At 45.2% G+C, this 13,552-nt stretch carries 13 protein-coding genes; all 13 read right to left on the bottom strand.

The features are described from left to right. Positions 1–32 precede the first annotated feature (32 nt). Positions 33–1,328 carry a DEAD/DEAH box helicase gene (locus tag TDIS_RS00300; protein WP_068668131.1) on the bottom strand — a complete coding sequence of 432 codons (1,296 nt, stop codon included), beginning with the start codon at positions 1,326–1,328 and terminating at the stop codon, positions 33–35. A gap of 255 nt (positions 1,329–1,583) precedes the next feature. After that, complete coding sequence (locus TDIS_RS00295; protein ID WP_161939446.1) at positions 1,584–2,000, bottom strand: putative toxin-antitoxin system toxin component, PIN family; 417 nt, start codon at positions 1,998–2,000, stop codon at positions 1,584–1,586. Next, complete coding sequence (locus TDIS_RS00290) at positions 1,997–2,245, bottom strand: CopG family ribbon-helix-helix protein (protein WP_068668780.1); 249 nt, start codon at positions 2,243–2,245, stop codon at positions 1,997–1,999. Before TDIS_RS00290 ends, TDIS_RS00295 begins: the two co-directional genes overlap by 4 nt. Before the next feature lie 131 nt (positions 2,246–2,376). After that, positions 2,377–5,193, bottom strand: coding sequence for a hypothetical protein (locus tag TDIS_RS00285; RefSeq protein WP_068668129.1), 2,817 nt, complete (start codon positions 5,191–5,193; stop codon positions 2,377–2,379). Further along, on the bottom strand, positions 5,180–5,842 hold the full coding sequence (locus TDIS_RS00280) for a hypothetical protein (protein ID WP_068668127.1): 663 nt from the start codon (positions 5,840–5,842) through the stop codon (positions 5,180–5,182). The genes TDIS_RS00285 and TDIS_RS00280 overlap by 14 nt, the downstream gene beginning before the upstream one ends. After that, positions 5,842–6,954, bottom strand: coding sequence for a restriction endonuclease subunit S (locus TDIS_RS00275; protein WP_161939445.1), 1,113 nt, complete (start codon positions 6,952–6,954; stop codon positions 5,842–5,844). The genes TDIS_RS00280 and TDIS_RS00275 overlap by 1 nt, the downstream gene beginning before the upstream one ends. 53 nt (positions 6,955–7,007) lie before the next feature. Continuing rightward, a complete protein-coding gene (locus tag TDIS_RS00270; protein WP_068668123.1) occupies positions 7,008–7,853 on the bottom strand; it encodes a hypothetical protein in 846 nt (281 codons plus the stop codon). A 14-nt stretch (positions 7,854–7,867) separates the two neighbouring features. After that, positions 7,868–8,104 carry a type II toxin-antitoxin system HicA family toxin gene (locus tag TDIS_RS11515; protein WP_068668121.1) on the bottom strand — a complete coding sequence of 79 codons (237 nt, stop codon included), beginning with the start codon at positions 8,102–8,104 and terminating at the stop codon, positions 7,868–7,870. Further along, a complete protein-coding gene (locus TDIS_RS00260) occupies positions 8,101–8,340 on the bottom strand; it encodes a type II toxin-antitoxin system HicB family antitoxin (RefSeq protein WP_068668119.1) in 240 nt (79 codons plus the stop codon). Before TDIS_RS00260 ends, TDIS_RS11515 begins: the two co-directional genes overlap by 4 nt. 14 nt (positions 8,341–8,354) lie before the next feature. Next, complete coding sequence (locus tag TDIS_RS00255; protein WP_068668116.1) at positions 8,355–9,842, bottom strand: type I restriction-modification system subunit M; 1,488 nt, start codon at positions 9,840–9,842, stop codon at positions 8,355–8,357. Beyond that, positions 9,839–12,517: an EcoAI/FtnUII family type I restriction enzme subunit R gene (hsdR, locus tag TDIS_RS00250; RefSeq protein ID WP_068668114.1), complete on the bottom strand. Its 2,679-nt coding sequence runs from the start codon at positions 12,515–12,517 to the stop codon at positions 9,839–9,841. The genes TDIS_RS00255 and hsdR overlap by 4 nt, the downstream gene beginning before the upstream one ends. A 142-nt stretch (positions 12,518–12,659) precedes the next feature. Beyond that, on the bottom strand, positions 12,660–12,875 hold the full coding sequence (locus TDIS_RS11510; RefSeq protein WP_425263974.1) for a nucleotidyltransferase family protein: 216 nt from the start codon (positions 12,873–12,875) through the stop codon (positions 12,660–12,662). A gap of 122 nt (positions 12,876–12,997) precedes the next feature. Continuing rightward, on the bottom strand, positions 12,998–13,441 hold the full coding sequence (locus tag TDIS_RS00240) for an ATP-binding protein (protein WP_161939444.1): 444 nt from the start codon (positions 13,439–13,441) through the stop codon (positions 12,998–13,000). Positions 13,442–13,552: the final 111 nt, after the last annotated feature.

The raw sequence follows: 13,552 nt of genomic DNA, 5'->3' as shown, positions 1-13,552 counted from the left end.
AGATCAAGGATAGCCCAAAAAGGGGAGCTTAGTCAAATCCTACTTTTGGTCTGAGAACGAGGAGAGGATCTCCGGGGTTTAGCAGCACGGGGAGGTTTTCGGGAAGTCCTCCCTAATATTTCCCTAACCTCTACCGGAGAGACAAACCATTCTTCTTCGGGCTCCGGAAAGATGACATTCATCTTTTGGCCGATAGTCTCCTCGATGGCTTCCAAAAAAAAGGCTCCGGTTTCATCACATAAGGAGATGATTTCGCCTTCTGATTTTTTGATGCGTCCGGCCCGCTGACAGAAATCGCTCGGAAGTTCTGGGAGATCGTAATTGATGATGAAATCTAGGTTCTCATCCTGAATAAAACGGGTGCCGGCATCCGTGGCTACCATGATCTGGGCTTCTCCCCTGGCAAAGATCTTGAGGAAATTAAGCCTCAAAGGGGGTGGTAATTCGGCCTTCAAGAAGACGGCCTTGAGCCCCAGGGCCTTTAAGTCATCCGTCAGTTTTTGAGCAGAAAGTTTTTCGTTGGTGAAAATAAGGGTTCGGGGCCAGTTCTTTTTCTTTAAGATACCTAGAAGTAATGAGAACTTTTCCGTTTCCGAGACATGGATTAGGGATAGGGTGATACCGGTGAAATCCCGACGGCCTTCTTCTATATAGATTTCCTCGGGTTCGTTGGTGAACTCATAGGCTAGTTCTAAGGCCGGATAGGTGAGCTCCTCCATTAAAATCAGGGTTTGACGCCTGTCGGGAGGCGGGAGTTTTGACAGGAGATTTCGGATAAAGGTCACGCTTCGAGCGACCATTTTTTCGAGCTCATCTACGATCAGGATTTTGAGCCCGAAGGTCTTTAGCAAGCCCCACTTCAAGGCCCGGTTGAGGCCGTCCAGAGTGGTGAAAAGGAGATCCACCCCCTTCTCAAGTTTGCGGAGTTCCTCCTCCGTGATCTCACCTTCCCCGGAAAAGGCCTCTATTTCAAGGTCTAGGCCTTCGGCCAGGTTCCTGGCCCAGGAAGACAGAAGCTTGGCCCTCGCTCCGCTGGGGGTAAGGACCAATATTTGGGGTTTGTTCTCATTGTGGCCATTGGTGCGAGCCAGGCGATCCAGGGCCGCCAAGATCAAGAATATACCTTTGCCGCTTCCTCGACGGGCTTTAAGGATAAGATCTTTGCCTTTGAGGGCTTCGGATAGAGCTAGGTCTTGAAGGATAGTGCTTCTTTTGAAGCCGTGGCGATCCAGGTTTTCCTTCAGACGGGGATGTAGGGGGAGCTGAGTAAAAGCTCGCCCATTGAGGGGAACGGATAGAGTTCGTGCCTCTCCTGCCCCGCTCTCCATGAATCTCTCCGACCGATAAGACCTGGTGCCGAGGGCGGGACTCGAACCCGCGCTAACCGCCCTCTTTTGATGAGAAAGTAGGCGAAATCGGGAGCTTTGTCAAGTTCCTGACTGTCCCCAGAGTGTCCCCAGGATGTCCAGAAGCGGAAGATGGTGAAGTAGTGGGAAGGAGGCGGTGGCAGAAAGCCCGAGAAAGCGACGGTAGTAGTTGTCAAGTGGTTAGAAAAGCGGGGAGTAGGTCAGACAAAGACCATCCTATAGTTCTTGTTGGATCAATAACTTTAGGAATTCTCTAGGGCTCAGAATCCGTACGCCCTGAAATTCCTTGAGAGGCAAAAGATGCTTTTTGTCTCCTGAAACCAGATAATCAGCTCCGGCCTCAAGCGCACACTCAAGCACTCTATTGTCCGCGGGATCTTCTTTGATGACTTCCACTCTCTTAAGAGGAAAGATTACCGTGGTGAAACTTCTGATTTCCGCGAGAAGAAGGCTGATCTGATAATGACTCCATCCGAATTTCTTCCTGAGGACCCCGGCCACCTCGGCAAGAATAGCCTCGCAAACGAATACTTCAATTTTTCCTTTCCTAGCAAAATCTCTTAGCTCGGCGCATACGCCACCAAAAAGGATGGCTGAAAGATACACATTGGTGTCGAATACCGCTCTAATCAAAGCTCTTTGCGATATTCGTGGAGGAGTCTCTCTATATCCTCTTCACTCTTTAAACCCAGAGCCTCCGCCGTTGCAACTCCCCAGGCACGAAGCTTTTCCCACCTTTCCTCTGAAGCCACATAAGCCTCAAGAGCCTCTTTCAAAATTTGACTTTTAGGGACTTTCCTGCGGCGAGCCAGATTTTCCGTCTTTTTATAGAGATCCAGTGGCAGAGAAAAATTTACAACTTTTGTGGCGCGCCCCATAGAAAAACTCCAGTAAAGAATTTTCTTTACTGATTTAAAGATAATGCACCATGCAAAAAGAGCAACCACATCCCTTATTAGAGTTTCATTAAGCAAATTCTAACGAAAAGCTCGAAGAACTAAGAAAATAGTTAGTTCTTCCTTAATAAGTCTCGGAACTCAAAAAATCCACGGCTTCCCAAATAATGTACAAACGGCTCAGCATCGCTTCTAGCTTTGGAATCGCGCATAGCCTTTTCAAGAATCTCGCGAATATATTTACGCCCCGTATAAATTACCCATCCTTCCTGGTCTCCCTCCGCAATTAGCTTTAAGCTCTTAATGGCTTCTCGGAGATATTTTTCGGAAATTTTTGTAAGATGTTGTAGCACCATGCGTGCAGGCTCTATTTTGCGGGTTAGCTGGAGAACCTCAAGGAGCCGATTAATCGCCCAACTAACGTCAAACTTTTCTGATATGAACCACCAGCCAAAAGTGGCAAGTTCTGGTTTGTATTTATCAGGAGATTTATGGAAAGAATCTTGAAACTTATACCAATAGCTTTCCCACAACTTTTGAAAACGTTTTATAAATTCTTGAGAAATTTTACTTTGATAAAGAAGTCTTCCAATAAACTCCAAAGCCTCCTTTCTGAGGGGGCCAGCATTTTCCCAAAAACTTTGGAAAATAGGATCATCCCACTCTATAGAACCCAAAGCATAAAAAATCATTAGGTGATTAGCTAAGCTTTTTTGAGTTTCTTTCAAATCTTTATCCTTGAGATCAAGAGAGAGTGTATTTACGGCTTGAGCATATTGATCTTTTAAGAGTTCATAAACTTCTTTGGAAGCTTTATTGAATACGAGATATTTGGAAGCTCTATTGAATACGAGATAACTTTCCCAGGCAACCTTCCGTAACTTGGGATTATCTTCGGGAAAAATTTTTGAAAGGTTTTCTTTAATCCAATCGGAGTCTAAGTGTATAAGCCAGGGAAGCCATTGACCGTAAATAGAGCGGATAGCAAGCGATGGATCATGAGAAGGGTCCAGGTGCTTTTCTAAAACTTCTTTAACCTCTGGAATAGAAGAAAAGCCTTGGTACTTCACTTTTTGTTTCTTTAAATTCTGACGAACCCAGATGGCATATTTTATTATCGCGTGGAATGCTCGACCTCGGACACTGTTTATTGCCAGGGTCGGCCATTCCAACTCATGCAAATCAAATCTTTTTTCTTCTTCCTCCCTTGTCGGCTCCGGATCTTCGGTGAGAGGTTCGAGAATTTTCCATATACGTTCCCTTAATTTGAACGGGAAGGCATACTTTTCAAGACCTGTTTCTAATAGAGAAGCTATTTCTTTTCGAGTCCAACCCCAGTCAGGATCAAAGCCAAAAGGAATTTTTCTTTTTTTTGAAATCTCTCTTGGTTGACTAATTGCCCATTCACAGAGGTTTAAAATCTGTTCCCACGGAAAAGACTTTCCCTCTTTTAAGGCTTCTGTAAACCCTGAGATTAAATGCCTAACATAGGTGGGACCCGTTCCCTTAAATTTTTTAGCCTCGATGGCAAATCTCTCTGGTTGTTCAGCCACTGCACTTGCCAATTCCCGACCCAATCCTTCTGGAGAAGGTTCTCCAAAAGGAATTTCTGGAGGAGACCAGGATTTAAGAAATTCAATCAATTCATCTATGCTTTTTTGAAGAATAGCCTCTTTTGTTAAGGGACTCGTTGGACCGATCCATGTACTGGTAGTAAATACAAAGTCTGGGTGCTCCGGTTCACCAAATTTTTCAACCAGTTCTTTGTAAACTTTCTGCCATTCCCGGGGCAAATCTTCCAAGTTAAATCGGGCAAGTTGGTTTCGTAACCAAAGCTTCCTTAGTTGTTCTTTTTCTCCAGGGCTTTTATCTTTTAAAAGTTCAGGATCAGGTCCTTGTTCTAGCCATCTAATAATTTGCTTTTTTTCTCTATTATCTAAGTTCTTAAAGTACTTTCGCAACAAAATATTATATTCATGTCTAAAATGAGGATCATTAAAGAGGGTATTGTTTATTAGATATTGAGGAATGAATCTGCCGGCTTTTTCTGGAAAACGCCATAGTAAGTAAAGAATAATGCGCTTAAAGATTGGGTAGGAATATTTTTCGAGGTGATGGATTGTTTCTTCTATTGATAGTAATCCTTCTTTTATCAAAAGATCTGCAGCATCTCTAACAGCGTTAACTAGAACATTTTTGACGTCTTCCCTTGTATTTTGCAGATGATCCTCAATAGCTGGTCGCCAGATATAAGAAAGGTCTACAGGCTTTTCATATTTCTCTCTTTGCGAAAGGTGTACAGCTTTTTCTAATAAATCACAAAGCAATTTGAAAGCAGGTAGCCCTGATTCTTTAATCAATTGGGGATAATTTTCTTTTAAAATTTGTTCATAAGACCATATATCAAAACGAGGCCGCGGCTCTGGCGGAAATATATCCTTTATAGAACTGGAATCTGGTATGATGTCTAACAAAACTTCAGCAATCTCCAAAGCTTCTTCTGTTTTTCCTCCTTCTGCAAGATGGGAGATAAGTTGGCCTAATTTTTCTGGCACCGATAAATATAGTGACTTTGCCCACTTTTTAGTTTTTTCCACAAGACATGCAGCAAGTTCTGGAGGCATTTTAAGTGCTGCATCAATCAAATCTTGATAAATACGAGCATTTCCCACATCTGGAATTTGTAATATAACTTCTAGTACCAGTTTTGGATTAAGTGGTGCCATTCGGGCAAGATAAATAGACTCTGGCCAAGATGGAAAAGAAATGTATTCTCCTTCTTTTATTGGTTTTGGTGGATCCCGGAAAAAACCTTCCTTCCAAAGGGGTTTTATCCACTCAGGTGATTTGAGATGATCGAAAAAATACTTATAATCTGCTCCTCTTTTTATTGCCTTTAATGCTTTTTTCACTGTTTCACGCCTTGGCATTTTCTTCACCTTCTCTAATTATGTCATCAATTATCTTATGGTCATCAAAAGTTTTCGGGACAAAGCGATCTAACAAAAAGTATTCTAGAGCTTCCAACCATTTAGAAAAAGTATCAAAATCGGAGTCAAACCTGTGATGGCTTACATCATTAAAATAATCATGTATTTCCTTCCATTCTTTCGCTCGTAATTCCATTATAGGCTCTGGCAATTTTGAAACAAAAGGATCCAGATAAGATAACATACTCTTAGTTTGTTTGCTTCTCGTGGGATAATGCTCAGAAAACCAATCAAAAAATTTTCCTAATTTTTGAAGTAGCTTGCGAAGAGAACCGTCAATTTCTCCATGCCAACTCCCCTCTTCAAAGCACTCGGAGCGCTCGCATGTTTTTTTCCATTCTTCACTTAAATTTTGCACCTCACTACGAAGGTTTTTTGGCTTAACCCTTACAGGCAGATCAAGATACTGAGGGATTTTTTCCATAAGCTCTCTTAAACCATGAGCAGCTAAGGCTATTCTATCAGGATTGTTTTGTCGAAGTACAAGTAATGCTCCAAGATATATGCTAGCCAACTTTTCATTTTTTTCATATAACGCTTTGTATAAAATTCTTTGATGCTCGGATAATTTTAGTAAAATATTTTCCACTATAATTTACCCCTAAACGCTTTGTCTAAAATTGATTGCTCTAAGCGTTTGAGTTCGGCCTCGGTTTTGGTTTGGACTTCCTTAAAGGCTCTGATCTTTTCTTGGACGGCTTCCAAGTAGGCCACAATGCGCCGTTGTTCTTCAAGGGTGGGGAGGGGGATTTCGATTTTGCGAATTACTGTTTGACTTATATTTGGTTGAGCTCCTCCAAAACTTTGAGCTACAAGTTCTTTGCGTTTGAATAGAAAAAAATAAAATAAAAACATTTTATCTAAGATAGATTTATCAGGAAATAAGGCACAAATTGCTTGATTTGTTGCTGCAGTACATCCTAAAATGCCTAATTTTCCAACCGTAGCTCCATACATTGCAATGAGTAAAGTTCCTTTTGGAAACAATTTGGCATTTGAATTTCGAAGACCTAATTCTGTGATTTTTTCTTCCGTATCAAAAATTATGGAATCATTTAGTTCTCCTGATTTTACCCAAGGAATATTTCCTCCAAAGTATTCTCGTTTTTTCCTGCTAGGAGTACCCCCGCTTGTAGTCTCGCACACCTCCCCCAACCGCACCCAGCGCCAGCCGGAAGGGAGGTCCTGGCCGGGGCGGGGGAAGACCTCGGCGAGGGTGGATTGCCAGAGGCGGTCGGTGTCCTTTAGGGCTTCCTCCCGCAGGCGGCGGGCCTCCCGCACCCGCGCCATCAACTCCTCAATCCGTGCCACGATCCGCCGCTGCTCCTCAAGGGGCGGGAGGGGGATTGGAATTTTTTTCATTGAATTTTGGTTTAGTTTAGGCCTGGTCGCTCCTGTCAACCACGGCGTTAAATCAATTGCATTTAAATAATGCATCAGAAATAAGTTTTCCAAGATACTAGTTTTCCCTTTCAAAATATGCACATGATTATTTGCCCAAAATCGTCCTCTCATTATGTAGGCACTTTTTTCTCCAGCTTTATAAAAACCTCCGTCTTCGGCTAATAACACAAATTCTCCTTTATGAGTCCATCCTTCCACGTAATCAATAATACCGTTTGCACCACAATATGGTATGTTGCCCGGCTTACGTTCTTTCTTTTTAACCGGAATTCTATATTTGTCCCAAATTTCACACACCTCTCCCAACCTCACCCAGCGCCAGCCTTTGGGGAGCTTGTAGGGTCCTTTAATCATTTTACTAATCTGATCAAATCATTAATAGCTGCTTGAACAACCTGCCACGCTATTTTACAAGTGTCTTCGTCTGGTTGTTCCTTTGTATTCATTTGGTGCCAAGGATGAACTAAATTTCTATAGTCTCTGAGAATATGCGCGAATTTCTTAACATCTCCTTGAAGCCATCCAACTTGATGAGCCACATCAATCATTTCGCTTAAATTCCATTCCCAGAATCTTTTTACTTTGCCGTCTCTATTTTTGGGAGCAGCCGGAGACCGGTTAGCTTTTTCTGGAAACCTATGGATAATTGCTAAAAGCACACCTTCTAAAATACTTCCCATCATAATAATAGCGGCTAAATAAGCTTCACCATCTATGCACTTAATAACTTCTTCCCATCGTTGTTCTATAATTTTCATTAAAATTGGTTCTTCAATGATTTTTGCAAAATCTGGCTTCGGAAAAGCTTCTCTAGTTTCGATATCCTTGTTCACCACAGTAGGCGTTATTTCTTCTATTACTGGTTGAATTCCCTTCAACTTTACTTTTAGTCCCTCAACGGCCAGTAGTTTATTCAAATGTCTTATTACTTCATTGACTACCTCAGCATTTCCTTGATATTCGCGAGGATCAGCAAGGCGTTTTATAATCTTAGCTATATTAGATGGATCTTGATTGTATTCTTGAAGTCTTGCTAATGTCCACCATTTTCGAGTAGAACCGTCATGTTCAGGACAAGATAAGCCTGCATTCCTGAAAAAGATAGGTATTTCCCAACCTTTTCTATACCAAGGACCGTTATCTCCGCAAATGAGTTCAGCGAGTGCTTCGAGTGTTTTATAATCTAAAGATCTCATAATTCGAACACGATTTATTCTCTCAAAAGACGCATAAATTCTTCTTTGGTAAGACCGGCTTGCTTAATAATTGCAAGAAGCGTTCCCCTGGGAATAATTCTCTTTTGAGGAACTATTACTAAAAATTTTCTGTCTTTTGTCTGTTTAATAAAAGCCTTGTGACTACCCTTACCTCTTTTGGGAGCAGGTTCAAAGCCGGCCCGACACAGAACTCTTTCGACTTCGGACGAAGAAAGAATAGGAAGCTTCATTGTAATTCAATTTCCAGAGAAGAAGTAAATTTTTCTGATGTTTGAGCTACCCTTTCCACATCTTCAAGCATCCCAAGCTCTTTAGCATTTTCTAAATACAACTCCACTGCTTCCTTAAGATTATGCAGAGCTTCTTCCGGGGAATCGCCACAGGAAGAAACTTCTAATTCAGGACAATAAGAGACGTAACCCGCTTCCTCTTTCCAGATAACGGCTAAAAATTTAAAACGTCTCATAATTTTCCCCCTGGTTATTTGGAGTTATTCAATAAATCTTTAATCTCTTCAATTATACCCAGAATAGCTTTCTCTTTTTCAAGGAGGCTTGCGGTTATCTCGGATGGAGAAGGTAACTGACTTTCTTCCCGCTGGTTGGGATTGCGAGGAGAAAGGTCATAACCCCGCGCTTTGATCTCTTCTGCCGGGACAATCCAAGAATGCTCGGAAAGACAGGCCTCGCGAGGCCCTTGCCCTTTACGGTAGGCATCCCAAGCCTTCCATAACCCGCGCACTTCGTTAAAGTGTTCGTCCTGTATAGGGCTTCCTTTGCTGAACTTCTTAAGTCCCTCAGGTAACGGTAATTCGTAATACCAGATCTCTTTTGTGGGGCCCGGGCGTTCAAAGAAAATGAGGGCGGTTTTCACATCGGAATAAGGCGCAAAAGTACCGGGCGGAAGACTTACGATGGTATGCAGGTTGAACCGTTCCAGAAGATCCCGCTTGACCTCGGCGAAGGCCCCACTGCGGAAGAGGGTCCCTTCGGGCACTACCATACCACAACGGGCACCGTCCCGGGGCTTGAGTTTCGCCATGATGTGCTGAAGAAAGAGGAGTTCCGTAGCGCTAGAGGATACCGGAAAGTTTTGTCGAATATGCCGCCCTTCAATGCCGCCGAAGGGCGGATTAGTCATAATAATGTCGAAACGTTCGGTCACCTGCCGGATGTTTTCCTCAAGAGTGTTACGACGGTAGATACGCGGTGCAGAGACACCGTGGAGCACCATATTCATCAGGCCCAGAAGGGCCGGAATGGGCTTTTTCTCCTGACCGTAAAAAGTCTGCTCTTGCAGGAGACGGTGATCTTCAAGGGTTTGCTCCTGTTTTTTCATGTGAAGGTAGGCCTGAATCAGAAACCCGCAGGTGCCGCAGGCAGGGTCATAGACGGTTTCTCCGATTTTTGGATCTACTACTTCCACGATGAAGCGCACTACCGGACGAGGGGTATAAAACTCGCCGGCCATCCGGTTTTCATTACCGAGGCGCCGGAGCAGTTCCTCATAGACCTGAGAAACGATAAAGATATCGTCCTGGCTGTGAAAGTCTATACCATTGATAATCTCGAGCACATCCTTAAGGTTGTAACCCGAGGCGCAAACGATAACGTTGCGCTCGGAAAAGACACCGCGGATGGTCTCACGCAGAGTATCTCCACCCAGATTTTGTAGGTAGGGAATCAACTTCCCGTGAACAAAAGCGAGAAGCTCGTCAGCAGGCCAGTCTTTGGTAGCCCAATCTCGCCAGCGGTAAGGCGGCTCGATGATAGGCCTATAAGGACGACCGGACAGGCGGGCCTGAGTTTCCCATTCTTCTTCCTGAGCATCTAGAAAACGGAGGAAGAGGAGCCAGGCCAGGTGCTCCACATATTCCATGATACCGGTGCAGTTATCATCTCGGCGGAGAATATCGCAGGCTCGCCAGATCTCGTTGGCCAGGGTTTCGCGAGTTTGCGGACTCTTCAAGGCTTCACCTCCGATTCAGGATAAAGACGTTCGCGCATCTCTTGTAGTGTGTCTCCCAGCCCTTCTACGCCGCCAAACCATTTGCTGATTCGAAAGGCCCCGCCCCATTCCCGAAAGGGAGAAACATTGAAGATTTCCGGCTCAAGCTGGTCAATACCTCCAACGCGGTATTTCTCCAAAAGTTCCAGTATGACCTGCCGCGCCTTTTCGGCATAGCGCTTAAGGAACGCCTGTTCCCGATTGCAGAAGGCCGTGGCACGTTCACTCCGGGTGCGAATAGGGGAAGCGAAAGCGATATGGGCTAAGAGATCATAAGTATCAACCTCAGAAAACCCAAGCGCCTCTGCAAGGACTTCAGGATAAATGCTTGAGCGACGAAGATCTTCAAGGAAAGCTCGACGCTTTTCGCGATTTATCCAAATTTCTCGCAAAGTCTGGCGTGTGGGGGCCGCCTGCAAAACCTTTCTAGCTGTATAATTCCGATATTCCTGCAAAGAAAGCTGCTGTCCCGTGGCTTCGATGATAAAAATCGCCTCATCAGCGATGTCTACTTCCAGGCCCTCGACCCGAATTTTTCCTCTTCCTTTCCGCTCGGGTTTCAAGGGTACTTCAATGGTAAGGATTTCATCGGCCAAGGTCTCAACGCGCAGTTCCCGTCGTATAAATCCCGGAGCGTTAACGATCAAGGTAACCGTCCCTGCCGGAAGACCTTCGAAGACAAAGGCGCCATTTTCATCCGTTCGGATGGGACCCTGCTGCATATTGGGACCGGTACGGACACTAACCGAAGCACCCACGATGCGATCGCCAGTTTGGGCATGAAAGACTGTTCCTCTGATGATTGCGGTAAAGGGACCTCGAGGAACTTCCGGAGGCGTCCCGGCCGGCCGATCCCACTCGTCGAAGAGCCGAGTGGCGCCGGTAAAGTCAATGATACGGAACCAGTATTTATCGGTAGCAGGATCTAGGCGGCTGCCGCGGCCCACGATCTGTTTAAAGAGCACCGGCGAAGAGATAGTTTTCATGAAAACGATGTTCTTGCATGAAGGCACATCCACACCGGTGGAAAGCAGTTCGGCGGTGGTAGCTACCACCGGGGCTTTCTTCTCGGATTGAGCGAAGTCCTCTAACCAGCGTCTGGCCTCTTCCCCTTCTTCCGAAATAATGGGAACCGCATAGTTATCTAGTCCTGTTTCCGGACCAAATTCTTCCTGAAGAAGCCTGGCCACAAGACGAGCATGATCCATGTCCACGCAGAAGACCATAGTTTTGTCCCAGATGCCGAACCGCCGGAGAAGTTTAGCCAGATGTTGTACCATGGCCCGGGTACGATCCGGGAGAGTGATTTCCCGTTCAAACTGCGGGGTGGTGTAGATTTCGCGGGGTTCCACATCTTCGGGGATAAAAACTTCGGCTCCTTGTTCGAGAGCATCCTCTAACCGAAGGCCGGTTTTGTCCACCGTGGTACGCACTCGGTGCACTTTATAGGTGGCCAGGAAGCCGTCCTCGATCCCTTGTCCCAGACTGTATTGATAGGCCGGCGGGCGCCACCTTCCTCTCTCCGGGTGTTCCGGATCTATGGCTACCTCCTGCTCCTCGGCACAGAAGTAGGCATAGGTGTCTATATTATCGTCCTGTTTCGGCGTGGCCGTCATACCCAAGTGAATGGCCTGGCCAAAGTGGTCAAGGATCTCGCGCCAGGTACCCCAACCGGAGCGATGGCATTCGTCAATGATAACCAGATCAAAAAAGTCTGGAGGGAACTTTTCAAAAAGACGTCGTCCTTCCTCGTCTGGACTCCAAAGGGTCTGGTAAATACCGAAATAGAGGTCGCGGTTTAGGTTGGGAGGATGCCCTTCGATTAAGTATCGGGGATCGCTGGTGCCATCGGCAAAAGGAGAGAAAGCGTTATAAGCTTGATTCCGGAGGACTACCCGATCCGCCAAAAAAAGAATTCGTGCTGGACGGTCAGGATGACGCTGTTTTAACCAACCGGATTTGATTAGTTTCCAAGCGATTTGAAAGGCGACAAAAGTCTTTCCTGTACCAGTTGCCATTGTAAGAAGCACGCGCTTTTGACCACGCATAAGACGAAGAATAACCTCTCGTATAGCCCGTTCTTGAAAGTAATGGGGACGCTTGCCGCACAGTGATTCGGGACAGTAAGGGAAAAGTAGAGGATTGGTGGTATGCTCTCCAAAGCCGTAAACCGCCGGAGCCTCAGCAACGCGCCCAGGTTGAGGAACTTCAAGGCCAGTATTTTGTTTCCACCTTTCCCATAATTCTTGAGGAGTAGGGAAACGATCTATTTCGCGAGTGGAATGAGTGAAAAAGTCGTACTCGAGAATGCGATGGCCGTTTGTGCCGTATGCAAAGGCTAAACCCAGATCTTTCGCGTATCCCTTTGCTTGTTCGAGACCCTTTTCCGGCGGTTCATTCTCGGGTTCGGCTTCCACTACCGCAATAGGGAAACTGTCAGTGTAACGGAGGAGATAATCCACCCGTTTTCCCTTTCCGCGACGTACCTGGTCTCCTACCAAAATGATTTTGCCAGGGGTATATTGATGGTCACGTGAATAATAGAATTCCCGTGTAACAATTTGATCCGTCCAACCCGAAGCTTTTAGCTTCGGTTCCACTAGCCGAGCCCGGGTATCGGCTTCGTTTAGTCCCATAGAAATTTCAATACTTCTTGATCTTCTGACTCACGACGCCAATGATTTCGCGCTCCTCGGTCATCTCAATTTCGGGATATTCGTGGTTTTTCCTAAGCCACCCTGCAAGTATTTCTTTCCCTCCTTTAAAAGGTTTTTCTACCTAACTTAAATTTTCTTGACAAGCCAAAGTGAGATAAGATGTGAAGGCGGAAAACCTGGGTTTCCTGATAACAGCCTTTTTAGAAACTACATCAACCTTTACTCCTAAAATGCGTTCTAAATAATCTTTGAGGCCAACAATCTTTAAGCCGATTAGCCTTTCAAATTCCACTAAAATATCAATATCACTTATCCACGATTTCCTCTCCCCACACATAAGAACTAAAAAGATTAAATTCTTTAACCCGAAATTCTTTAGCTAATATTGATTTGTGCTCTTGAAGAATGCGTTTTATGTCGTCTAAAGTTTTCGTTCCCATAACGCCCGAGCTCCTTTTTCTATCCCTTCGCACTCATCACGATTACCTGCCAGCCCTCCTTGGTAAGGGAATGCAATATGTTCATGGTCTTTTGGGTGCGGTCATGGTCAAAATAGGCGAAGGGTTCGTCAAGCAGCAAAAAGGCCTTACGGTCGAAAAAGAGGCGAATCAGGGCCAATCGGGCGGAGAGAAGGAGCTGAGAAGAAGTCCCGTCCGAAAGCTCGTTAATGGGAAAAGATCTTCCATCCTTACGGATGGCTTGCCATCTGGTTTTAAAAGTGTCGCCGTCGAAAAAGAGGCTTTCGGTCTCGAATCTTACGCCAGTGTAATTTCCGTGGGTAATGCGGGAGAAGAGGTCGCTTACGCTGGATTCGAACTCTCCTAAATACCGACGATTGATCTCTCCCCTCAACTCTGTAAGCACGCAAAGCCCATACCTGAGGACTCCTTCCATATTTAGCATGCGCCGGAGCTTCTCCTCAAGCTCCCTTTTCCGGGAGAGTAGGTCGTCTAACTCTTTTTTATCCGGCTCTTTTTGGGTTAGCTTTTTTCTTCTCTTTTCACTATTTTTTCC

The sequence above is a fragment of the Thermosulfurimonas dismutans genome (assembly GCF_001652585.1).
GTDB classification, from domain to species: Bacteria; Desulfobacterota; Thermodesulfobacteria; order Thermodesulfobacteriales; family Thermodesulfobacteriaceae; genus Thermosulfurimonas; species Thermosulfurimonas dismutans.
Note: the sequence above shows the minus strand (reverse complement) of the source record. Positions and strands in the feature narration are given on the sequence as shown.